Origin of the sequence: Roseivirga thermotolerans, from assembly GCF_014653175.1 — a bacterium.
Lineage (GTDB): Bacteria > Bacteroidota > Bacteroidia > Cytophagales > Cyclobacteriaceae > Roseivirga > Roseivirga thermotolerans.
The window spans coordinates 1,358,922-1,380,707 of sequence record NZ_BNAG01000001.1 but is presented as its reverse complement, the minus strand read 5'-3'; the positions used below and the strand labels follow the sequence as shown (position 1 = coordinate 1,380,707).

General features: G+C 42.6%; 22 protein-coding genes and 1 tRNA gene. 14 read left to right on the top strand and 9 right to left on the bottom strand.

From position 1 onward, the window contains the following. Window positions 1-38: 38 nt before the first annotated feature. From IE164_RS05935 to IE164_RS05925, 3 genes are all read right to left on the bottom strand, one after another. Complete coding sequence (locus IE164_RS05935) at window positions 39-3,368, bottom strand: hypothetical protein (RefSeq protein WP_189629252.1); 3,330 nt, start codon at window positions 3,366-3,368, stop codon at window positions 39-41. After that, a complete protein-coding gene (locus IE164_RS05930) occupies window positions 3,349-4,335 on the bottom strand; it encodes a hypothetical protein (protein ID WP_189629251.1) in 987 nt (328 codons plus the stop codon). Before IE164_RS05930 ends, IE164_RS05935 begins: the two co-directional genes overlap by 20 nt. A gap of 894 nt (window positions 4,336-5,229) precedes the next feature. Further along, window positions 5,230-5,302: transfer RNA gene (locus tag IE164_RS05925), tRNA-Met, on the bottom strand. Between the two features lie 92 nt (window positions 5,303-5,394). On the opposite strand from IE164_RS05925, the gene era reads away from it, so the two are divergent. The 3 genes from era to der all read left to right on the top strand — a co-directional run bounded on the left by era (window position 5,395) and on the right by der (window position 8,019). Continuing rightward, window positions 5,395-6,282, top strand: a complete 888-nt coding sequence (gene era / locus IE164_RS05920) for a GTPase Era (protein ID WP_189629250.1) — start codon at window positions 5,395-5,397, stop codon at window positions 6,280-6,282. A 49-nt stretch (window positions 6,283-6,331) separates the two neighbouring features. Continuing rightward, on the top strand, window positions 6,332-6,502 hold the full coding sequence (locus tag IE164_RS05915) for a four helix bundle protein (RefSeq protein WP_189629249.1): 171 nt from the start codon (window positions 6,332-6,334) through the stop codon (window positions 6,500-6,502). 209 nt (window positions 6,503-6,711) lie between these two features. Then, a complete protein-coding gene (gene der / locus IE164_RS05910; RefSeq protein WP_189629248.1) occupies window positions 6,712-8,019 on the top strand; it encodes a ribosome biogenesis GTPase Der in 1,308 nt (435 codons plus the stop codon). A 111-nt stretch (window positions 8,020-8,130) separates the two neighbouring features. Here der and IE164_RS05905 read toward each other — a convergent pair whose 3' ends face one another. Next, on the bottom strand, window positions 8,131-8,796 hold the full coding sequence (locus IE164_RS05905; RefSeq protein WP_189629247.1) for a hypothetical protein: 666 nt from the start codon (window positions 8,794-8,796) through the stop codon (window positions 8,131-8,133). On the opposite strand from IE164_RS05905, the gene IE164_RS05900 reads away from it, so the two are divergent. Further along, the gene (locus IE164_RS05900) at window positions 8,795-9,397 is read left to right on the top strand and encodes a transcription elongation protein SprT (protein WP_189629246.1); all 603 of its coding nucleotides are present in this window, start codon (window positions 8,795-8,797) and stop codon (window positions 9,395-9,397) included. The two genes, IE164_RS05905 and IE164_RS05900, sit on opposite strands and share 2 nt — an antisense overlap. Before the next feature lie 38 nt (window positions 9,398-9,435). On the opposite strand, the gene IE164_RS05895 is transcribed toward IE164_RS05900, so the two are convergent. Together IE164_RS05895 and murQ are read right to left on the bottom strand one after the other, a co-directional pair. Then, entirely contained in the window at window positions 9,436-10,008 is a 573-nt protein-coding gene (locus tag IE164_RS05895) for a hypothetical protein (RefSeq protein ID WP_189629245.1), read from the bottom strand. A 1-nt stretch (window position 10,009) separates the two neighbouring features. Beyond that, the gene (murQ, locus tag IE164_RS05890; RefSeq protein WP_189629244.1) at window positions 10,010-10,816 is read right to left on the bottom strand and encodes an N-acetylmuramic acid 6-phosphate etherase; all 807 of its coding nucleotides are present in this window, start codon (window positions 10,814-10,816) and stop codon (window positions 10,010-10,012) included. Window positions 10,817-10,863: 47 nt separating this feature from the next. On the opposite strand from murQ, the gene IE164_RS05885 reads away from it, so the two are divergent. Further along, window positions 10,864-12,408, top strand: a complete 1,545-nt coding sequence (locus IE164_RS05885) for a M20/M25/M40 family metallo-hydrolase (RefSeq protein ID WP_189629243.1) — start codon at window positions 10,864-10,866, stop codon at window positions 12,406-12,408. A 560-nt stretch (window positions 12,409-12,968) separates the two neighbouring features. On the opposite strand, the gene IE164_RS05875 is transcribed toward IE164_RS05885, so the two are convergent. Next, window positions 12,969-13,805: an N-acetylglucosamine kinase gene (locus tag IE164_RS05875; protein WP_189629241.1), complete on the bottom strand. Its 837-nt coding sequence runs from the start codon at window positions 13,803-13,805 to the stop codon at window positions 12,969-12,971. 113 nt (window positions 13,806-13,918) lie between these two features. Here IE164_RS05875 and IE164_RS05870 point away from each other — a divergent pair, with 113 nt between their 5' ends. From IE164_RS05870 to IE164_RS05850, 5 genes are all read left to right on the top strand, one after another. After that, window positions 13,919-14,500 carry a hypothetical protein gene (locus IE164_RS05870; protein ID WP_189629240.1) on the top strand — a complete coding sequence of 194 codons (582 nt, stop codon included), beginning with the start codon at window positions 13,919-13,921 and terminating at the stop codon, window positions 14,498-14,500. Continuing rightward, complete coding sequence (locus IE164_RS05865; RefSeq protein ID WP_189629239.1) at window positions 14,490-14,777, top strand: winged helix-turn-helix domain-containing protein; 288 nt, start codon at window positions 14,490-14,492, stop codon at window positions 14,775-14,777. The genes IE164_RS05870 and IE164_RS05865 overlap by 11 nt, the downstream gene beginning before the upstream one ends. Window positions 14,778-14,827: 50 nt before the next feature. Then, the gene (locus tag IE164_RS05860; RefSeq protein ID WP_189629238.1) at window positions 14,828-15,379 is read left to right on the top strand and encodes a hypothetical protein; all 552 of its coding nucleotides are present in this window, start codon (window positions 14,828-14,830) and stop codon (window positions 15,377-15,379) included. Window positions 15,380-15,537: 158 nt separating this feature from the next. After that, entirely contained in the window at window positions 15,538-16,002 is a 465-nt protein-coding gene (locus IE164_RS05855) for a DUF2306 domain-containing protein (protein ID WP_189629237.1), read from the top strand. Window positions 16,003-16,096: 94 nt separating this feature from the next. Next, the gene (locus tag IE164_RS05850) at window positions 16,097-16,876 is read left to right on the top strand and encodes a peptidase (protein ID WP_189629236.1); all 780 of its coding nucleotides are present in this window, start codon (window positions 16,097-16,099) and stop codon (window positions 16,874-16,876) included. A 208-nt stretch (window positions 16,877-17,084) separates the two neighbouring features. On the opposite strand, the gene IE164_RS05845 is transcribed toward IE164_RS05850, so the two are convergent. Next, window positions 17,085-17,315, bottom strand: coding sequence for a cytochrome b5 domain-containing protein (locus tag IE164_RS05845; protein WP_229838547.1), 231 nt, complete (start codon window positions 17,313-17,315; stop codon window positions 17,085-17,087). Window positions 17,316-17,322: 7 nt separating this feature from the next. After that, window positions 17,323-18,030 (bottom strand): RDD family protein, encoded by a 708-nt coding sequence (locus IE164_RS05840; RefSeq protein ID WP_189629234.1) that lies wholly within the window; start codon window positions 18,028-18,030, stop codon window positions 17,323-17,325. 44 nt (window positions 18,031-18,074) lie between these two features. On the opposite strand from IE164_RS05840, the gene IE164_RS05835 reads away from it, so the two are divergent. From IE164_RS05835 to IE164_RS05820, 4 genes are read left to right on the top strand one after another with little or no spacing between them, the layout of a single operon-like run. Continuing rightward, window positions 18,075-19,043: a stage II sporulation protein M gene (locus IE164_RS05835; RefSeq protein ID WP_189629233.1), complete on the top strand. Its 969-nt coding sequence runs from the start codon at window positions 18,075-18,077 to the stop codon at window positions 19,041-19,043. Further along, a complete protein-coding gene (locus IE164_RS05830) occupies window positions 19,021-19,920 on the top strand; it encodes a DUF7847 domain-containing protein (RefSeq protein WP_189629232.1) in 900 nt (299 codons plus the stop codon). The genes IE164_RS05835 and IE164_RS05830 overlap by 23 nt, the downstream gene beginning before the upstream one ends. Then, a complete protein-coding gene (locus IE164_RS05825) occupies window positions 19,901-20,602 on the top strand; it encodes a DUF4129 domain-containing protein (RefSeq protein WP_189629231.1) in 702 nt (233 codons plus the stop codon). The genes IE164_RS05830 and IE164_RS05825 overlap by 20 nt, the downstream gene beginning before the upstream one ends. Next, the gene (locus IE164_RS05820) at window positions 20,589-21,785 is read left to right on the top strand and encodes a DUF4350 domain-containing protein (RefSeq protein ID WP_189629230.1); all 1,197 of its coding nucleotides are present in this window, start codon (window positions 20,589-20,591) and stop codon (window positions 21,783-21,785) included. The genes IE164_RS05825 and IE164_RS05820 overlap by 14 nt, the downstream gene beginning before the upstream one ends. Window position 21,786: the final 1 nt, after the last annotated feature.

Below are 21,786 nucleotides of genomic sequence, written 5' to 3'. Positions count from 1 at the left end.
ACCCCTGTTGCATATCTTATCTTCGTGTGTGTCATTCTCTAATTGTTTGTGGTGTTGGCATTTTGCTGATATACGTACTCGTTCTTCTTTAAAATATTCCCGCTATCATCCCTTATGTACTTTAACCGACCAAAAGTGTCGTACTCGTAATAAGTGATCAAGCCGTTAGGACTAGTAACACTACTCACTCCAATCCCAAGCTTATATGTTATTGTAGTTACCTGAGCATTTTTAAGGGCTGTTGCCGTTCTGAGTTTATTCAGTTCTGTACGCAAAGCAGCATCACTAGAGGGGTTATCTAAAATAGATTGGCTAATGACCACGGTTACATCTGAAAGATTGGCATTCGAAACTCTGGCTACGGGAAATTCAAGATTATATCCCCAAACAATGCTTTGTGGTGCCCCCCCTGTAAGTTGCTGCTGAACCAATCTACCATTATTATAAGTAAAACTAATTCTTTCTTCATAGTTAGAGTCCCTGTTGCTTCCCGTACCGGTGTAAGTTTTACTCTTAAAAAAGGAGCTTTCTGAAATTCCTACCGAACTCTTGAGTGTATATATTCTTTCTGGCTGTAGGGAAGTTGTATTATAATGTGTTAGAGTACCTTTGGTAATAGTTCTATTCCCTCCCATTTCCACCATCTGTAACTGTTCTATAACTTCACCGTGAAGAAAACTACTCTGAAGTTGAGCTACACCGGGATAATTACTGCTATAGTCTTGTGGATACCAATATTCACTTATATATTTTTTACCATCAGCATTTGTCACCGTTTTGGATCTAACCTGAAGGTGATCTGGAACCGTCTCATAGATAAAATCCGTAATTACCGTATGAGGATCTTCTAAATCACTATAAGTTGTCACCTCTTGTTTAATCAATTTTTCCCATACCGCCACCATTCTGTAGTTAATTTCCTCGTAGAAATGGTTTCCTGAAAGGTTTACATCCTGCGTGTGGTCATCCACGTTGACTGAAGCAACTGCAAGACCTTTGATTAGATCTCCGGCCTGATAGTCGTAGGTATTTTTTGTGAAGCTAACCTTCTTATAGTCTGCCCCTAATTCACCAGTATACTTCTTCCTGTATGTAGTGGACTCCAGAAGCTGCCCAAATCGCCAGTAGGTATAAAAAGAAGGAGCAAAGGGCATCTGCTGTGGTGCATAAATCTGTGTATGTTCAGGAGATAGGCTATTTAATATCGAAGATGGATTCGCGTTATAAACATCAACAATTTTACCATTCTCCCCATTTGTTCCAAAGAGCTCCGTTACCCGTTCATAACCAACTCCAGGCCCACTGTGCTGAAACCTGGAAGAAGAAGAATGGACTAAGATTGGAAAAATTGTCTCAGTAGCTGTATTCGGATTGTCTTTTGCGAACTTACGGTAAGCAAAAATATTTTCCTGAAACAGTACCCCACTCTCATTTCCCTGTTCGTCCAGATATTCAAATCTTCTTACATTAGACACCGGCCCTCCAACACTTTCGCGTTGCCTTATTTCTTTAATCCTCAAGCCTGGCCCCAAAAGCACAGTATCGCCCGTTGGAACTATCCAATCAGCCCTCATCTTAACTTTATCACCTGCTCCACCAGATACATAGCACTTTAAACGATAAGATACACCAGAGTTGAGCTGTACTCTTTCCTCATCTGTTGAGGTTTTATTAAATACAGTTACCCACGACCCATTCTCAAATTTCTCAAGGCTCGCATCAACAGTAGATGAGTTGAAGTTCATTATCTCAATATCAAAAGATACTATCTGGTTCTGAGGTATTGTAAAGGAGGTGATTTCTGTATTGGCTGTTTGCTCAGGTCCCGATTCTGCCACAGCCACTGCAAACGCATAATCAATATTTTGGTCTCCAAAGGTATTTCTTACATAATCAAAGTTATTCTCAAAATCGCAGTTTAAATCATTAAGATTACATGTCATGTCAGACATAAACTGCAGCGGAAATTGATAGGCTAGCCTTGAAGTGAAGCGATTGGCCTCCATATCAAATTCACTAACCCCTCCCGTAGGATACTTGATTGACTGAAGTATACCTCTCATTAAATAAGACTCGCTAGGGTTTCTATCTGCATCCCCTATCTGATAGTGTATGTCGTAGGTTACGTTAGGGTGAGCTATATACTCAGCTACACGCATAGTAGGAAGCAAATTCAAGTTGGAAGTCTTCCCATTGTTGTACCCCCAATAGTCTTGGCCCGTAGAGTTATAAGCAGGCAGTGCGGATGTTTCATAGGTAAATTCGTAAGCCGGTAAGCTTTGTCCTCCACTATCAAACTCCTGCACCTTATCTAACCTCAGCTTATTGGACGCCCCGCTATAATAACCATATGTAAATCTCTGCTCCTTAATTAGGTCTCCTGTAGGTCCCTTAACTTGTATTTTATCCAGAACTTTATCTCCTGATAAATCTGACCTACTGGTAGTAGAAACAAAAACCATAGAGCCGTTCCCCCATGAAATACTATCTAGTCTTTTAGACTGGTAGGAAGCAAACCTCTCGCTAACCTGAATGGTACTTCCTGACGGGTAATGAGCGCCAGATCTATACCTCCTTGTTGAGGAGTAAGACTTAATCTTCACCACATCCGACAATAAAGGGACGGTTACGTAATGTAAATTAATATTTGCTCCTTCATACTTAGATGACTCTATCTTACTGAGATACCATGCCGAAACATACTGATCAGATGGATTGTTAGCCGTAGCTCCAACTTGAGTTATCTCATCAACATCGAATGTATATTTAACCCCATCTAGAGTGGTAATTACAAAACCATCATCTATGGTGTTATTTGTTTTAAGCTCAATTCTGATTTTTTGATATGGATTAACGATAACCTCATAGTTCGAATTAATATAAAACTTGCCTGATCCACCTGGAAAGCTATAGTTGTACACATCGGGATGTCCATCCAATTCTCCTTTATCAAATGACACCAAATCATCCACTTTTGATATTCCATTATTCTCATAAGGTGGATATACTGCCATATAGCCGGAGATTGGTGCATCATCAGCTTGACCATTCACCTGTCTGGTAATGACACCTCCAGCATTAAGTGCCCAATTAGTACCAACCCAACCTGGCACATCATTGACTCTTATTCCTGAAGCGTCATATGTCAAGCCAACAGGCAATGACAAGTCCATAAAAGAAACTTGAGCTAACGGAATTCCAATATTAGGACTTCCAGTAAACTTCGATGCCTCTATTTGGGAGGCATTGATTATACTTGCAGCCGAAGGCGATGGAGGTATATTGTCAACTAAACTCTGGGAAAAGCATAATTGACTCACCAAACCAAAAAGTACGGGTAAAACGAGTTTAATTTTGTTTTTTGACATCAGATTTATTTTCAAGCAATTCAAGTCTTTTATTTAGATCATCGAGAGCTTTGTTCAGCTTTGTTACAACAACTCTAAGTGAGTTATTATCTCCTTCCAACTTTATTATATACAAACTCAACTCCTCTATTTTCTCCAGTAGCTTCCGTTGAATAAGCCCCAAGTCCTGACCATCCGCCTCCACCTCTTCAGCTGTAGGCATTTTGGGTAAGTGGCCATGTTCTTTAATGTAAGCAGCGAGCTGTTCTATACTCAAGAGTTCGTATCCTTCCTTAAACACATAATCCGGAAACGTACCCGGGGTGGCGGTAACTCTTACTTTAGAAGCTTCAATATCTCCTTGTACCATGAGATCACCTCCTGCATTAACCCCTCCCTCATAGTCTATTTTTAAACTACCATTACCCAGATTGACCTGCCCATTAATACCGTCAACAATCAGAGCATTAAAACCATTTGTTTGCTGCTTCAGAATAAAATTCGCACCATTCAACTCACCCAATCTCCATATTCTACTTGCCGTGTATTCAATAAAAGGGTCGACACCATTAACAGGAAGGCTAGTACTTGGAGGAGTAAAGTTGGATATATCCCAGGATGTCGGTGAAGTGTGAATAACGATCTGGTTGTCATAAGTAATTGTATCCACCCTACTCCTTAAGTAAGTAATTCGAACAGTGTAGTTCGAATAGTTCCGGACATCTATATAGACGGGGTAAGATAAATTCTCATAACCAGACCTAAACGTGTTGGTGCCGGAAGAGGGTCCAACTGAAACCATAGCATTGTGGTATTTTCCTGTCGATTCGACCAAATAGACGGCCGGAGACGTATTTTGATTTCCCTGTAAATGACTGATCTCTACAAAATACTTTTCATATCCACTTCCATAATATTGATGAAAGAGCTCAACAATCATTGAGCCACCATACTGCCAATGATGAGAATTGGTAACTACGGTAGCCACTTCGTACCGCTTAGCTTGACTCTCGTCCGCAGTCAACCCACTGATTACACTTACCTTAATTGGGTCTTGGTCAATATGGGTTTGGGAGCGAGTAGTTAGAGATGTTAATAAAAACAAGACACTGACCCCTATCTTCACCAATAGGGTACTAGAGTAAAAATCCAATCTCAAAAAAGTCATGTGTTTATTGTGGTTGAGAAATGCTAACCTAATGAATCTCCTTAAAATATCAAACCTGTTTATTGTTTAGCCATTGTAATTAGTAATGATAAAGACTTAATCAATTAAATAAGAAGGTATTTACATATTCAATAGTTCAATTATAAATTATTAAATCCATATTCATATATCAACTATGCATTACAGTTACGCCTGCAAAACAGTTATACAACCAAAGGTATCAACCAGAAGAATTGGCTCTGTTTAACGAGTTGCTTACGAGAGAGCTGCGGCAGGTTCAGAAAGACAGAAAAAATATCTGAAAGAGATCTGTAAGAAACTATTGATCTAAACCAAGAGATAGTACGAAGCGGAATACATGGTGTTTGGTGGACATGTCAAGCAGGAAGTCTTGGAGAGGAGCAAATCCATGCGCATAAGAGAAATCGAACTACTGAACCACTAAGCCAAGAAAAGGGGTTGACGAACAGAATGATACCTGGGTGAAGTGACACCTACCTAGTACTCAAAAACATCGACTCTCTAAGAGATATGGATTTGGACACGAAGACAGAGCTTACCCGTTCCATATTCCTAAAAAACCAACGTTTGATGAAAAAGGATATCGAACTACAACAGTCAACCCACTGATCACTGCCTTAATGGCTGGAAACCCTGATTTCATCAACCAAAAGGCACAAAAAAAGGACACCAATTTCTTAGTGTCCTATTCAGTAGCGGGAGCAGGACTCGAACCTGCGACCTTTGGGTTATGAGCCCAACGAGCTACCAACTGCTCCATCCCGCGATATAAACATCTTCAGACGATTTCCGAAGTGGGCTACAAAGGTATGTGACATTTCCATTCTAAACAAGTACCTTTGACCATTAATTTTAACAATGTCTAACAAACCACATAAAGCCGGGTTCATCAGTATTATTGGAAAACCCAATGTTGGCAAATCAACATTAATGAATGCCCTTGTGGGCGAACGACTTAGCATTATTACCTCTAAGGCGCAAACCACCAGACACAGAATTATGGGCATTTTGAGTGGAGATGATTTTCAGGTAATTTATTCGGATACTCCGGGAATTCTTAAGCCGGAATATAAACTGCACGAAACCATGATGAGCTTTGTAAACAGCTCGTTTGAAGATGCCGATGTACTGCTGTTTGTAACAGACCTCTACGAAAAATACGATGGCGAAAGGCAACTGGACTTCTTAAAAGATCTGGACATTCCTAAAATTTTGGTCATGAACAAGGTAGATCTGGCCAAAGGGTCTCAGGCTGAAGACAAAATGGCCTACTGGAAAGAAATGTACGATTTCGATGCCGAGATAATGGTATCTGCACTAGAAGGGCTCAACGTAGAAAGCCTTTTCCAGATGATCATTGAGTTACTTCCAGAGCACCCCGCCTATTTCCCCAAAGAAGAGCTCACAGACAAACCCGAGCGTTTCTTTGTGAATGAAATCATAAGGGAAAAAATTTTCCTCAACTACAAAAAGGAAATTCCCTACAGCTGTGAGGTGGTAACTCACTCTTTTAAGGAAGATGAAAAGATCATTAGAATAATGTCAGACATCTACGTGGAAAGAAAAAGTCAGAAAGGCATTGTAATTGGCCACAAGGGGGAAGCCATAAAAAAAGTTGGTATACAAGCACGAGAAGAATTGGAGAAGTTCTTCGGAAAACAAGTGCATTTAGAGACCTTTGTGAAAGTTGAGCAAGACTGGAGAAAGAAAGAACAGAAACTCAAGGGGTTCGGGTATAGTAATTAAGAATTACGAATTTTCAGTCAAGGGAATTCGGAGACTACGAATACACACAATGAAGAGATATAATATTATTCAAGAGAAGTCTTATGCGTTTGCATTAGAAATCTTGAGAATAGCAAAAAACCTAAGAGCTGAGTCTACAGATCGAGTTTTGATTAATCAATTAGTGCGATCCGGAGTTCCCGTTGGGGCTGATGTAGAAGAAGCTATTGGAGCTCAATAAGACAGGGATTTTTGCATAGAATTAGCATTTCCTTTCAGGAAGCGAGAGAAACAAAGTAATGGATCTCATGGCTAAGAGGCATAGAAGAATTTAGAGTTTCAAAAGCAGAAAGCCTCCTGGAGAAATGTGAAGAACTATTAAGAATTTTAGGCAGCATTAAGGTAAAACTGAAATCTCGCAATTCTTAATTCGTAATTGAAAACAGAGAGATGGCAAATATAATCGCAATAGTGGGCCGCCCCAATGTGGGTAAATCAACTTTCTTTAACCGACTGGTGGAGAAAAGGCAGGCCATTATGGACAATGAAAGTGGCGTAACCCGTGACAGACACTATGGCTATGGCCAGTGGATCGGCAAGCATTTTACAGTAATTGATACCGGTGGGTATGTTACCGGCTCAGACGATGTTTTCGAAGGAGCTATTCGCGAGCAGGTAGTAGAAGCTATGAATGAAGCTTCGGTGATCCTGTTTATGGTAGATTGTCATGACGGGCTTACCGGGTTGGATAAAGATTTTGCCAAAGTAGTGCGTGGGCTGGAAAAGCCTATCTATATAGTAGCCAACAAGGCCGACACCCAGGAATGGTCCTTTCAGTCGCATGAATTTTATTCTTTAGGCATCGGAGAGGTATTCCCTATATCGGCCGCCAACGGGTCGGGAACGGGTGAATTACTCGATGAGGTGGTGAAGCACTTTGAAGACGAAGGCATAGACAACCCTGAGGCCGATGTACCCCGAATTGCCATTCTGGGCCGCCCGAATGCCGGTAAGTCATCGTTTGTCAATGCCTTGCTTGGCAAAGAGCGAACTATTGTAACCGATGTTGCCGGTACCACGCGCGACTCCATCAACACCCGCTATAAACTGTTCGGAAAAGACTTTATTCTTACCGATACGGCCGGAATCAGAAAAAAATCCAAAGTACACGAAGACATTGAGTTTTACTCCGTAATGAGGGCTCTGCAAGCCTTACAAGATTCCGATGTTTGTGTGGTAATGGTAGATGCCACCCGTGGCCTGGAATCTCAGGATGTCAACATCATTAGCCTTGCCCTAAAGTATAAGAAAGGCATTATGCTTATGATTAATAAGTGGGACCTGATTGAAAAGGAAACCAACACCATGAACAAGTTTGTGGCTGAAATAGACGAAAAGCTAGGCCAAAACACATGGATACCTAAAATCTTTACTTCAGTAACCGAAAAGAAACGCATTTTTCAGGCCATAGAACTGGCGGTTAAGGTCTTTGAAAACCGACAAAGAAAGGTAAGCACCTCACAACTCAATGATGCAATTCTGCCGGAAATTGAGCGATACCCTCCACCGGCCATTAAGGGCAAATACGTGAAGATTAAATACATCACTCAGTTGCCAACCCACACTCCAACTATTGCATTTTTCTGTAATTTACCGCAGTACATTAAAGCTCCTTACGAAGCCTATCTGGAAAATAAAATCCGAGAACACTTCGATTTTGAGGGAGTACCGATAAAGCTGGTATTCAGAAAGAAATAAGTTGGAGTGCCAATCTATTGAAGGTTTTGCTCTAAACACAAAGAGGAACACTGTTGCTGTTGAGTGCCATTTGGAGATATAGCCGCGAATTCCGGTTTTAGCTACTCACACCTAGTACTTGGGCACAGTAAATAGCTCAGCAATTATACGCCTGTGTCTGCGTGTATAGGCATTCCTTACGGGATGTGCCGGTGTGGTTTTCAAAAAATAACGCAAGGGCTCATATACCAATATATCGGCATAGTTACCGTGCTTGTCGGTCTCATCAGCTATAATCGATTCGGCCTGCCAAATGAGCCTGTTGTTGTTTAACTGATATAACTTCATTCGAATAACTTTTTGAAAATAAATCTCTTCTCTGATAACAGGAACCGAGCGATCGCTACCTCTAATAGTAATGGCCTCTTTCTTTCCTTCGGCAGTCTTTTTTTCAATGGTTTGAGACTCACCCCGTATGGTGTAAGAATCTTCCGTTTGCCTGAGTATTGGTGCACTTACAAACACCTCCAAGCGAAGGGTAAAGTTGGCAGACTCCTCCGTTCGGCTAATGGAATAGCCCAGATCATACAACCTCAGGCGCACCTTCTGCAGGTAGGGAAGTAATTCGAGGTTTTCATTTAAACCACTTTCATCTACATAGATTTGCGTTATTTTGGACCTATTAATATTTCCAATGCTGTAAGTGTCTGTACTTACGCTCAGTCGGGAAAACCATTGAGCATTTAGAGAAGTGTGGCAAAGAAGAAAGGGAAGGAAAAAGGCAAATAATCGATTCATGGAGAGAGATGTTTTTGTTCAATTAATAACAAGAAAAGTGCCAAAGGAGGCTCTCGATTATTGCATACAACTCTATGAAGATCAGCCATTTCAGTTCAGGCTTTCCAAAAAAAGGCAATCAAAACTAGGCGACTATCGGTTCGACCCGCGGGCCAAAAGTCATACAGTAACTGTCAATGAAGACTTGCATCCTTACCAGTTTTTAATCACCTATGTGCACGAAGTAGCCCATCGGAGGGTGCACGAACAACACCGAAACCTGAAACCACATGGACTGCACTGGAAAAATGAGTTTAGACGATTAATGCTTCCGCTGCTTAGGCCAGAGGTATTTCCAAACACCGTACTTGGACCACTTGCCCGGCACATGAAAAATCCAAAGGCAAGCACCTCGGCCGATCCTGCCTTAATGATAGCCCTGAAGCAATTTGAAGCAAACTCAGAAAGGTCAACCATTGCCAGCTTGCCGCTCCTAGCTGAATTTCGGTTTAGAAAAAGGTACTTCCGCAAGCTGGAAGTAAAGCGCACACGTGCGCTGTGTCTGGATCTGGAAAACAAGAAGCGATACCTCATCCCTTTGGTGGCTGAAGTAGATGGTTAAGCAGCTCCCTTTTAGCGCACTCCCTTAAAAGTGAGCGTTTAAATCAAGCCAATTCTTCTACCAATAATGGAGTGTATGCGCTCAAAAAGAACAACAGGTTTTAAGGTTCTCCACTCCAATACCTCCAGGTCTCCACCAAAGTTGATATAACTATCCACATTATAGTTCTTCATTTCATCCACTACAAAGTCGCGAAAACCAATGGCGGTTATCCAGCCATCTTCCATATCATCGAACCACTCTTCGTAGTAGCTATCGTCAGAGCCGTGAAAGTTGAGAATATTTTCCCCTACAAGAATGTACTTATTAATTCCATGGTAGTTGAAATGGTCAACAATATTGCGCTTTAAGTGCATTATATCATTGTTCAGCGCATCGTTCCACTCCCCGATGAACTCTATGATGATAAAACCCCGGTTATAATCGACATAAAGGATTTTAATAAAGAGGGTTTCCGAACCCATAAAATCCCAGGCCGGATCTATATAATAGCCATAGATGGTTTCGGAATAGAGTTCATAATTATACTCTTTTCCGGAATAAGGAGAGTTAGGATCATCAGCCACATTGTAATACTTAAGCCAGGAATAGTAAGGCTCAATTTGGTGCATGTCAGGAGTTCTTTATAAAATCAATCACCTTCCTCACAGAGCCATGTTCTTTCAACAGTTTCTCTGCTGTGGGGTAGTCTACCTGTAGCATTTCCATCACCATTTTAGTTCCGCGGTCAACCAGCTTATTATTAGAAAGCTGCATATCTACCATACGGTTGCCTTCTACCCTGCCCAACTGAATCATTACCGTAGTTGAAATCATATTGAGCACCAATTTTTGAGCTGTTCCCGCTTTCATTCTCGTACTGCCAGTAACGAATTCAGGGCCTACAATGGGCTCAATGGGGTAATCAACTTCCCAGGCCAAAGCAGAATCCGGATTACAGGTAATGCATCCGGTGAGAATACCATGTTCTTTGGCCTTTTTCACTCCACCAATCACATAGGGAGTTCGGCCAGAAGCAGCAATTCCGATGACGGTATCTTTATGGTTGATCATGTATTCCTGAAGGTCTTTCCAGGCTTGCTCCTCATCGTCTTCGGCAAATTCCACGGCCTTTCTGATGGCACCATCGCCTCCGGCAATCAAGCCAACCACCATTCCATGCTCCACTCCGTAAGTTGGAGGACACTCAGAGGCGTCAACTACCCCCAGTCGGCCACTGGTGCCAGCACCTATGTAGAATAGCCTGCCTCCCTTTTCCATTCGCGGTACAATCTCTTTCACCAAGGCCTCCACTTGGGGAATCACTTTCTCAACTGCCTGTGCTACCGTCTGATCTTCGCGGTTGATGTTTACAAGCAACTCCTTTACAGACATTTGCTCCAGGTGATTATGATTGGACTCTGACTCGGTTACGTTCATTTTAATTCTTTCAAAAAAGGTCTAAATTCCATTCAAACTTAATGCATATGGTTTTCAAATCCCCGATTAGAGTTGCTATAGTTTTATTTCTATGGCTGTATTGTTTCCCCTTAAAGTCGCAAAAGCTAAGTACCAATCAATACGAAACCCTTAGCAGGGAATATGCCCTGGCTTCCATTCCAGAGCTACGCGCCTTCCTTTCTATTCCAAACAATGCTCTTATCGAGGAGCACGTAGAAAACAACCTTAGGTTTCTGGAGCTGGCTTTTGAAAAAAGAAGGTTCTCTACCCAACGATTGCCCAGCACCAGCCGAACGGCCTTTTTTGCTGAGCGCATAGTTCAAAAATCGCTTCCTACTGTACTGGTTTACATGCATTTTGATGGCCAGCCGGTAGATGCCCGTCAATGGAACCAGGCCGATCCATACCAACCGGTTTTAAAAAGACCACTGGCTGATGGCTCATATGAAACCGTTGATTGGCAAACTATTACAAATACACTACCTGATGAATATAGAGTTTTTGCCCGATCCGCTTCTGATGATAAGTCGCCCATTATCATGTTTTTGGCAGCACTCGATGCATTACAGTCTGCAGGACTTGAGCCTTCTTTCAACCTGAGGGTAATTCTCGACCCGGAAGAAGAACAAGGTTCTAAAAGCATGCCTGAGGTTATCGACCAGTTTGGCGATTTACTTTCGGCAGATCATATGGTAATTTTTGACGGACCGGTTCACGACTCCAATTCACCCACTTTGGTATTTGGGTGTAGAGGTATTGCCGGCATTGAACTAACAGTTTATGGTCCAAGAACACCACAGCACAGCGGACATTTTGGCAATTATGCCCCCAACCCGGCCTTGCGTTTGGCTCAACTGCTCTCTTCTATGAAAGACGAAGGTGGCAAGGTTACTATTCCCGGTTTTTATGACGGTATTGACCTTACCCCTGAAATCAAGGAAATTCTAGCGGCCGTACCAGACGATGTCGCTCAGATTAAAAAGAGGGTGGGAATTGCCGAAACCGATAAGGTTGGAGCCAATTATCAGGAGGCTATGCAATACCCCAGTCTAAACATCAGAGGTTTTCGATCGGGTTGGGTGGGGGCAGAAGCCCGAACCATAGTTCCTGAAAAAGCTGTAGCTACTCTGGATATTCGGTTGGTACCGGAGAGTGACGGTACCCGGTTGGTAAAGCTGGTTAAAGAGCATATTCTGGCGCAAGGGTATTATCTTATTGAAGACCGTGACCCTTCGGAAGAGGAGCGATTGACACATGATAAAATCATTCGGTTTGACCATGACCCCTCGGAAATGTGGAAAGCCTTTAATACACCCATTCATTCGAAAACGGGAGAGTGGCTTTACCACAGCTTAAAAAATGTTCATCAGCAGGAAGTAGCCAGAATCCGTTTGGCCGGAGGCAGCGTGCCCATAGCATTCTTTGTAAACAAGCTTGATATACCCGCGGTTTTGGTTCCTCTGGTGAACCCCGATAATAACCAGCACAGCCCAAATGAGAACATACGTATGGGGCATTATAGAAACGGAATCAAGACGATTTTGGGGGTGATGACAAGTAGTATCGAGTAGATTTTAAGTAGAAAGTATTGAGGTGTTTAGATTCCGGAAAAAACCAATAATTATTGAGAAGTCTGATCAAGAGATTATTTGCCAAAATCTCCTATTAGTCTATTCTGAACTAAACAACAATGGTCTAAGAGCTCATTCTGGATTAATTAAAAGAGCTATCAAATCCATTTATGAGCAAGATTATGAACGTTTTGTGGATTTGATCACAAACTCAGGAGCAATTGGAGGATCCGGTTCGATTCTAGATTTAGACTTAGGATCAGAATTTGATAATAAGTTCTGCAAACTCTTGAAATCAATTACCAACGCAGGAGTAGACAACAAGCGCTTGAATAGAACTATCAAATTACTTGAAAGGCTTGAGAAAAGAAGAGTAAGTAATAAGGAATCTCGAATCTAAAATCCCCTCCTGGTCAGGAGGGGAGCAGGTAACAGCAAGCCAGAAAGTTTGTTCTTGAACTATTAAGTCTTGGCGAATATTGTAGCGGCTATTCAGTTAAATTATCATGGACGAAACAGAAAGTACTCGAGCCTAGCTACTTTGTATCAATACTCAACCACTACTTATGAAACAACGTGAGTCCAGCTATCGGATACTCCGAAACATGCTTCACTAAAATTCCCTTATCCTGAGCTACCTCTCTGAGAATGTTACTGAAGTAATAAGCTACAGAACCTGTAAAATGCACCGGAAGCGTATCGTAGCCTTCATACTTCATCACGTTTCTGGTAATGAAGGTATCGAACCCGGTTGAAACCAATGAGTGCATGTACGGCTCGGCAATGTGCTGACCTATAAACTTAGCGAAGCTGGCCAAAAAACGACCGGGCATTGGCTCCTGATAAATATGGGTAAGGAACTTATCTTTAGTGAGACCAAAGGTTTCTTTGAAAATTTCTCTCAGGTGTGCGGGCATGTCCTTGCGATAGTAGTCAGTTACCAACATCTTTCCCAGGTAAGTTCCTCCTCCTTCATCGGCAATGGCCCAGCCTAAAGAAGGAACATTTTGGATAATCTTGCGACCATCGTAGAGGCAAGAATTGGTGCCGGTGCCAATAATACAGGCAATACCGGGCTCCTCCCCACAAAGCGAACGGGCAGCAGCCAGCAAATCATGATTTACATCTATTTTGGCCGTGGGATAGTACTTAGCAAGTAATCGGGCAATTTTCTCTCTATTGGTTCCGGAAGAGCAACCTGTTCCATAAAAGTATATCTCATGGATCTTGTCCGGAATCTGATCATATAAATCTTTGATTACCGTGAGCATCTCCTCCTCGGTCTGGTAATAAGGATTAATACCGGCCGTTCGGGCCTGCTCAATAGAACCATCGCTTTGAATTAACCGCCAATCGGTTTTGGTAAAACCACTATCTGCTATGAGAACTTTCGCCATATTTCTTAGAAAGCATCAAAAATAGTTATTCGAACGAAACCTGAAACCCAGATACATCGTGTATTCATTTGGTTTATAATATAAACTACTTTATAATTGTAAAATTTTCAACCATGGAAGACAAAGAACTATCCCCTCAGGAAAGCCTGGATTTAATTCAGCAAATGATTGGTAAAGCCCGAAAGCGCTATACAGATAACAGCTTCTATTTCTTGTTGTGGGGTTGGATAACTATTGTAGCGAGTGTATTCCACTATGTTGCGGCCTCCTACACCAGCTTTGAATACCCCTATGCCGGATGGAGCCTTACCGTTGTAGGAGCTATTGTTTCCATGGTAAAAGGGAGTAAGGATGGCAGAACGGCCAAAGTACACAACTACACCGATAAAATGTATGGATGGCTATGGGCAAGCCTGGGGATAGGCATGTTCACCATCATTTTTAATGGGCAGCTACTGGGTTGGAGTGTGGTTCCTTTCATATTGCTTTTTGCAGGCATTGGCACCTCCGTATCTGGTGCCATGATGAACTTTCTGCCCCTCCGAATTGGTGCGGTCATCTTTTGGTTATTAGCTTTGGCGGCCTTTAGGGTAGACCCAAACCAGCAAATGCTACTAATGGCCTCGGGAGTGGCTTTCGGCTACCTGATTCCGGGTTACATTATGAAATCAAACGCAAAGAAGAATGCCATTTGAAGCACTCGATCCTTTATTGCACTCACAGCTTCGGCTGGCTGTTATGTCCCTGCTCATTAGTGTAGAAAGTGCCGATTTTGTATACATTAAGGAGCAGACAGGCGCCACTGCCGGCAACCTGAGCGTCCAGATCGACAAACTTTCGAGTGCCGGTTATATTTCTGTTGAAAAGAAATTTGAAGGGAAGAAGCCCAAAACCACCTGCAAGATTACCCAAACGGGTGTCGATGCGTTCGAGAACTACGTGAAGAATATTCAACAATACCTCAAGCCTTAAAAAATTTTAAATAGTTAGTTTATAATATAAACCAGTTTAAGAATAAAATCATGAAAACAACTCCATTACTCCATTCCATGCAGCACTTCATCCTAGGGATGATGATTGTTGCAGCTTCCTTGATTAGTCAGAAGACTCAAGCTCAAAACGCCCGCATTTCAAAAGATGAAATGCAAAAACTATCCGGTTGGGTAGGTGAATGGAAAGGGGAAGGTTGGCAGATGGACCAACAAACCAGGCAGAAAATCACCTTCACCGTAGTAGAGAAAGTTGAGCAGCGGCTGGATGGCATGGCACTGATTGTTGAAGGTAAGGGCTCTTCCAACGGCACTCTGGGGCACCATGCTATGGCCATGGTTTACTACAATGCCGATGCCGGACACTACGATTTTCACTCTCTGGTAATGCAAGGACACTCTACCATGGCCAAAGGGGAGTTTAATGATAAAGGTGAGTTTGTTTGGGGGTTCAAAGTTCCGCAGGGCGAGGTACGCTATGTAATAACCATCGAAGGTGACACCTGGACCGAAAAAGGCGCTTTCTCTATGGATGGCAGTACCTGGTACCCTACCATGGAAATGCAGCTAAAGAGAGTAAAATAGGCAATGCAACATTGGCCCTGACTCTGAAACCTGCCTCCAAAAGGCAGGCATGAATGATGAAAGTTGATAACCAGGGAGGTCCTCCTTTCAGGGTTTAGGGTTTTTCATTTCCTCCTTAATCACTTACTCCTTACAGAAATTAATATAAAAACTCAGATATGATTCATTCAACAATTGGCCTCTTCCATACGGCTATGGCCTTTTTGGCCATGGCCACCGGGGCCACAGTAATTTTTATGCGCAAAGGCACAAAAAGGCATAAACAATGGGGATATATATATGTAACCAGCATGTTGCTTCTCAATGGTTCTGCTTTTTTCATTTACAACTTTGGCAATAGACCTTCTCTCTTTCATCTTTTTGCGCTCATTAGTTTGGCAACTCTTGTGGCAGGTATTGTACCAGCTATTACCAAAAAACACAAAAATTGGTACCCCAGGCACTTCTACTTCATGAGCTGGTCAGTGGTGGGGCTCTATTGCGCTTTTTGGGCCGAAACAGGCACCAGACTTCTCAACGGACAACACTTTTGGTGGGCAGTTGCTATTGCCTCTACATCTACAGCATTGGTGGGTAAAGTATTTATTGACCGGGAGGCTAAAAAGTTATTTGGTAAGGCATAGAAACAAGACCTCCTTTTTTGGAGAAAGCAACATTTTAGCGAAAATTGAAGCCTCAAAGGTATAAACAACCACCGTTTTTGGCCGTTTTGTAATTATGCGAAAGATAAAGAGTTTACAGATTGTACTTCTTGGCACTTTATGCCTGCTTTTTACCCAGTGTAGTAAAAGTGACGATGCCAATCCTTCGGGAGGCAATGAACCGGATAATGCAAAAAATATTGGTCCGGTAGGTAGTTCAGCCAATGATTTGCTCTCGGCAGAAAACTACAACTTTCTGGTAGTAGAGGTACAGTATGCAGCCGGCTACGCGCCTCCTGGTCAGAGCATCAATTATTTGCAAAACTTTCTAAACAACCGGCTCAATAAACCTGCCGGAATAACCGTAAACGTTACTGAGGTAGAAGCTCCCGGCCAAAGCAGCTACAGTATTTCAGAGCTACGCGCTATGGAAGATGAAAAGCGCACCCAATTTACCAACGGTTCTAAGATGGCCGTTTACATATATCTGGCCGATGGTAGCTACGACCAAAACAACAATGTGCTTGGCGTTGCTCACCGAAACACTTCAATAGTTCTATTCCAGAAACGAATAGAAGAGGTCTCCGGTGGAGTAGGTCAGGTTTCCACTTCACTCCTTACTTCTACCGTACTGGCTCACGAGGTAGGTCATCTTTTAGGCCTGGTTAACAACGGCAGCCCTATGCAAACCAATCATCACGACAGTGCCAATGGTGCTCACTGTACTGCAGAAGACTGCCTGATGTATTTCTCGGTTGAAAGTACTTCCGGCCTCAGCGATTTGTTAGGCATGAGCAGCCCACCAGATCTGGATGCTAACTGCCTGGCCGACTTATCAGCTAATGGCGGTAAATAGCTGATTGGTTATTCGTTATTTATTGATCGTATAAGAGTCAGTGCTCCTTTCTCAGCCGGAGGCATGCGTTATAGTCATCAGAATTTGTATCTCGTAGTAAGTCCTAGGCGTCCTCTTAGGTGCTGACAACAAATTAATCACCAATGAAGATCGGTCAATAGTTGTTAGCACTATTGCATCGTTGTCCAACGGCCCGTTGAATGATCAACTAATCTACTAATACACCAACAAGCTCAAACCGCTCAAACACCTTATCCGTGTGAGGGGCATCTGGCAACTCATCTGTCAAATCCTGACCGGCCCAGTGCTCATAGTGTTTGCCGGTTTTCCAAAGCCGGGAATCGCTCACGTCATAGATTTGGCCCTTATAGGCCACCCAAACCTCTGGTTTGTCCTGGCCATTTCTAAGCGCCAATTGTGCCTTGGTATATGATTTCAGAGGCATATCAGCGAGTCATGTAGTAGGTATGGTCACGCAGCAGCGTATAAAGAAACTTAACGGTAGGTAGTTCGCTATGAATATTGTACTTCTCTTTTAGCTTTTCTTCCAGCCTTTCTATGGGCACGGGATTCGCATCTTCTCTAAAAGCCTTAAGTGCGGCCTTAATGAGCCTTACTTCGTGGTCCCTCAGGTGACTGGCCTCAAAGAAAACCGGCTCATAGCTTTCATCTACTTTGTCCATAATGGCTTTGTTCTGCACATTCGTGGCCGAAACTTTCCGCATTTTCACTACGGTGGTGCCGGCCACTAAATCGCCCAGCCGCTGCCCCTTGCGAGTGAGAATAATCAGTACCACAGCCAAGCCCACAATAAAAAAATCGAACACCTCCATTACCATTCTCAAAAAGTAAGACGGTAATGACGGGGAGCTACCATCGATTTTAACCACCTTAATACTCAGGGCCATTTTACCCACAGTCTGTCCGTTGCAAGTGGCCTCGCAGATAAACCTATAGAGGTATGAAATAATGTAGATAATGACATTCAGGGCTATACTCTCTATACCGGTTTTGGAGAATATAAAACTCAACACCAAATTGATACTAAGAATAATGAGTATGTCGATAACGAACGCCAAAATACGCTCACCTATACCTGCCAATTCATAGTCAAGCTGAATGTTTTGTGAGGTTTGAATACTTACTGCTTGCATATGAATCTTTATTGAATAATTTTTGGCTTAAATACGAATCTGTAATGAGGGAATCGGTTTTTGTGAAGGCAAATATAAGTAAATGGGAAAAGTTCGAAAGCCTGATTTCGTCTAAGGAAAAAAAGGATCCGGATGAACTAGCCTCATTGTTCATTCAGCTTACCGATGACCTGGCCTTTGCCCGCACGCATTACCCCAAATCAGATGTTACCTCCTACCTGAACAACCTCTCAACCAAGGTTCATCAGGACATCTACCGAAATAGAAAAGAGCGCAAAAACCGTTTTGTCCGTTTCTGGAAATATGAACTGCCCGAAATCTTTTGGGCTCACAGAAAAGAGTTCATGGCCTCCTTCCTCTTTTTTCTGGTTTCTTGCATTATAGGAGCGTTTTCGGCTGCTCAAGATCAAAGCTTTGTTCGCTTAATCTTAGGAGACACCTACGTTAATCTCACGCTTGACAATATAGAAAAAGGCGAACCTATGGGTATTTATGGCTCTATGGCCCAAACCGATATGTTTTTTGCCATCACATTCAATAACATTCGGGTGTCTTTTGTAGCCTTTGCTTTTGGTATTGCCTGTTCAGTAGGCACCGTTTATTTGCTGTTCAGAAATGGTGTAATGTTGGGGTCTTTTCAGTACTTCTTTTACTCTAAAGGGCTTTTGCTTACTTCCGTACTCACCATTTGGATACATGGCACAATAGAGATTATTTCCATAATAATGGCCGGAGGAGCTGGGCTAATAATGGGCAATTCGTGGATGTTTCCCGGTACCTTGCCCAGGCTACACTCTTTGCGTCAAGGCGCCCTAAAGGGGGCCAAGGTAGTGCTGGGCTTAGTGCCATTATTCATTATTGCCGGCTTTCTGGAGTCGTTCGTTACCCGGCTTTTTGGTATGCCTAATGTGCTTAAAGCAACCATTATTGTGTTGTCGTTAATTTCAATGGTATATTACATTATTCTTTACCCTAGAAAACTTTATAAAAATGGCGTATTCACCTCAAATTGAGTTTTATAAAAAGAGGCAATTCAGCGACAAAATAAACGCAACCTTTACCTTTTTAAGAGAAAATGCATGGCCCTACATCAAGATTCAACTGATGATAGCCGGCCCTATACTTTTACTCACTAACATACTTACCAACCAATTGAGCATTGGCTTTCTCGGGTTCAGTCCGGAAGATGTAACGGCTAGTATGATTTTAGACTTTTTCAAACTCTACGGGCTTATTCTGCTGAGTACACTCGTTACGGCCACGCTGGTCCCAATCATTACTTTTAGCTACATGAAAGCCTACCAAAACCACGCTCCCAATGAAATATCGGCAGCTATGGTGCTTAAAAATTTGGGCAGCAAGTTCTTTAATCTGCTGGGCTTTAACATTCTTATGTACATAGCCATAATTATAGCTATGTTCTTTCTTGTTTTGCCAGCCATTTACATAGGCATTGTGCTCAGCCTGGGTTCTGCCATTATACTCTTTGAAGAAAACAACCCAATAGACACCTTCAGTAGAGCTTTTACCCTTATTAAAGGAAAATGGTGGAGCACATTTGGTCTGGTAATCGTAATGGGAATAATCGGCTATGTGATTAGCCTCTTCTTTGGCTTACCCAGAACCTTACTGTTCAGTGTAAAGGCGATTACCACCACTTTTTCTGATGGCGATTTATCTGCCGTTACTCAAATGACCACCGGTGAGCAAGCCTTAAGTATACTTTTTTCAGTGTTTGAAACTTTTGGTTCTATACTGCTCTATTCCTTGTCTTATATTGCCATTGCATTTCAGTATTTCAACCTGGTAGAACGAAGGGAGTCGCGTGGGCTCATGAGTCAAATTGAGGGGATGGACAAGGCTGCGGCCGATGATGATGAACATTATTAATCGACTGATCTATTCTTTAATACTTATTCTTTTAGCTGGTGCTCCTCTTGCGGCACAAAGTGGAGATTCAGTGCGTACGTTCGACACTGAAAAAAGGCTACAGTTGCAAGAAGAACACAGCTATGAGGTGGCCGACCCTATTGCGGAAGGGGCCTTTCAACGCTTTTGGAACCGGCTCAAGGCTTGGTTTTTCAGTTTGGTTGCCTCCAAAAATACCGGCAGCCTCATTAATCTATTTATAAAAATTCTTTTACTCGTTGCCTTTGTGTTCCTCATTGTAAAACTTACCGGCACAGAGATTTCCGGAGTTTTCAGGGCATCAAAGCCCAATGTAAAACTTGAGGTAGACGAAACACAGCTCCACGAAGTAGATTTTGATGCTGCCATTGCACAAGCAAAAAACCAAAACGATTGGCGCCTTAGTATCCGGCTCATTTACCTTAAATCACTAAAATTTCTCTGGGAACAGGAAATCGTATCGGTTCGTAAAGGGAAAACCAACATGGAATACCTTTATGAGCTTAAAGAAAGGCCACTGGCCAGCGATTTTGAGAGACTGAGCTTTATTTTTGACTATACCTGGTATGGTCATTTCGATGCCTCTGAGCTGCATGTACAAAAAGCCGAGGCTTACTGCAAAGCCATTGTTGACCCTCTAAATGTGAGGCATGAAAAAGGATAGAGCCTACCTCATATTTACGGCAGCCGCTATTGCCATTTTTGTGCTGTATCAGCTCGCACAAAAGCAGGCCACAGATTGGACTACCACTTTCCATCACCGCGATAAAAACCCATTCGGAGCCGAGTTGGTGCATGAGCTTATGCCCGATCTTTTTATGGGTAAACCTGTACCCTCCGTATTCCGAACCGTGTATGAGTTGGTAGAAACAGACACTCTGGGAGAAAACCTGCTGATTGTGACTCAGTCATTCTCAACCGATGAAAACGACTTTAACGCTATGGTGCGCCATGCGCAACAGGGCTTTACCATTCTTGTGGCAGCCTATAATTTTGGGGGCGCACTGGCCGACAGCCTGAATATTTCTACCTGGGAGACCATCCGTGTACGGACGCTCAATTCTTCCAGTGTAGAGCAAATTCTTGGACAGCAGCATTCAGACTCTATAACTTTCACGCAAAGCAAAAAATCGATTACCGTACCCTCACTGGCTGCCACGGGTTATTTCACCGAGGTAGAAGACAGCAACCTGGAAGTTCTGGCTGAAGATGCCCAGGGGAATCCTGTATTGATTCGATGGAAGGTTGGCGAAGGAAGTATTTTGCTATGCTCTACTCCATTGGCCTTTACCAATTACATGGTGATGGATGACCAAGCCTACAAATTTACCGAGCACTTGCTCAATTATTTCCCCGAAAATATCCCGGTGGTACACAACGAATATTATCATTTGGGCAGGCTGGAAAGCTCCACACCGCTAAGGGTACTTTTAAGAGACGAAAACCTTCGTGCAGCTACTTACATAATGCTCATTGGCTTTTTGCTGTTTCTGCTCTTTGGTACAAAGCGTAAGCAAAGACTTATCCCTGTTATTGGCACCCTGCAAAACACATCGCTTGAATTTACCCAAACCCTGGGCAGGCTCTACTACAGGCAAAGAGACCATAGAAAACTGGCCGAAAAGCGGATGAAATACTGGGTAGACTATATATACCGAAGGTACAATTTACGCCCCCTTTGGAACGCTGAATTTATAGAACTACTAGCCCAAAAAAGCGGTGCAGACCTGAAGGTATGTCAGCGACTGGTAGAACTATTTAAGCAAGTTGAAACAGGTGCAAGTGTTTCTAATGAGCACCTGATGAAAATTGAAAACACATTGAACGAATTTTACGGAATAGAATAAT

What these genes read in the sequence shown, in the direction of transcription:
- IE164_RS05935 (WP_189629252.1), bottom strand. Translation starts at nt 3,368, where the DNA reads ATGTCAAAAAACAAAATTAAACTCGTTTTACCCGTACTTTTTGGTTTG.
- era (WP_189629250.1), top strand. Translation starts at nt 5,395, where the DNA reads ATGTCTAACAAACCACATAAAGCCGGGTTCATCAGTATTATTGGAAAA.
- IE164_RS05915 (WP_189629249.1), top strand. Translation starts at nt 6,332, where the DNA reads ATGAAGAGATATAATATTATTCAAGAGAAGTCTTATGCGTTTGCATTA.
- der (WP_189629248.1), top strand. Translation starts at nt 6,712, where the DNA reads ATGGCAAATATAATCGCAATAGTGGGCCGCCCCAATGTGGGTAAATCA.
- IE164_RS05900 (WP_189629246.1), top strand. Translation starts at nt 8,795, where the DNA reads ATGGAGAGAGATGTTTTTGTTCAATTAATAACAAGAAAAGTGCCAAAG.
- IE164_RS05905 (WP_189629247.1), bottom strand. Translation starts at nt 8,796, where the DNA reads ATGAATCGATTATTTGCCTTTTTCCTTCCCTTTCTTCTTTGCCACACT.
- IE164_RS05895 (WP_189629245.1), bottom strand. Translation starts at nt 10,008, where the DNA reads ATGCACCAAATTGAGCCTTACTATTCCTGGCTTAAGTATTACAATGTG.
- murQ (WP_189629244.1), bottom strand. Translation starts at nt 10,816, where the DNA reads ATGAACGTAACCGAGTCAGAGTCCAATCATAATCACCTGGAGCAAATG.
- IE164_RS05885 (WP_189629243.1), top strand. Translation starts at nt 10,864, where the DNA reads ATGGTTTTCAAATCCCCGATTAGAGTTGCTATAGTTTTATTTCTATGG.
- IE164_RS05875 (WP_189629241.1), bottom strand. Translation starts at nt 13,805, where the DNA reads ATGGCGAAAGTTCTCATAGCAGATAGTGGTTTTACCAAAACCGATTGG.
- IE164_RS05870 (WP_189629240.1), top strand. Translation starts at nt 13,919, where the DNA reads ATGGAAGACAAAGAACTATCCCCTCAGGAAAGCCTGGATTTAATTCAG.
- IE164_RS05865 (WP_189629239.1), top strand. Translation starts at nt 14,490, where the DNA reads ATGCCATTTGAAGCACTCGATCCTTTATTGCACTCACAGCTTCGGCTG.
- IE164_RS05860 (WP_189629238.1), top strand. Translation starts at nt 14,828, where the DNA reads ATGAAAACAACTCCATTACTCCATTCCATGCAGCACTTCATCCTAGGG.
- IE164_RS05855 (WP_189629237.1), top strand. Translation starts at nt 15,538, where the DNA reads ATGATTCATTCAACAATTGGCCTCTTCCATACGGCTATGGCCTTTTTG.
- IE164_RS05850 (WP_189629236.1), top strand. Translation starts at nt 16,097, where the DNA reads ATGCGAAAGATAAAGAGTTTACAGATTGTACTTCTTGGCACTTTATGC.
- IE164_RS05840 (WP_189629234.1), bottom strand. Translation starts at nt 18,030, where the DNA reads ATGCAAGCAGTAAGTATTCAAACCTCACAAAACATTCAGCTTGACTAT.
- IE164_RS05835 (WP_189629233.1), top strand. Translation starts at nt 18,075, where the DNA reads ATGAGGGAATCGGTTTTTGTGAAGGCAAATATAAGTAAATGGGAAAAG.
- IE164_RS05830 (WP_189629232.1), top strand. Translation starts at nt 19,021, where the DNA reads ATGGCGTATTCACCTCAAATTGAGTTTTATAAAAAGAGGCAATTCAGC.
- IE164_RS05825 (WP_189629231.1), top strand. Translation starts at nt 19,901, where the DNA reads ATGATGATGAACATTATTAATCGACTGATCTATTCTTTAATACTTATT.
- IE164_RS05820 (WP_189629230.1), top strand. Translation starts at nt 20,589, where the DNA reads ATGAAAAAGGATAGAGCCTACCTCATATTTACGGCAGCCGCTATTGCC.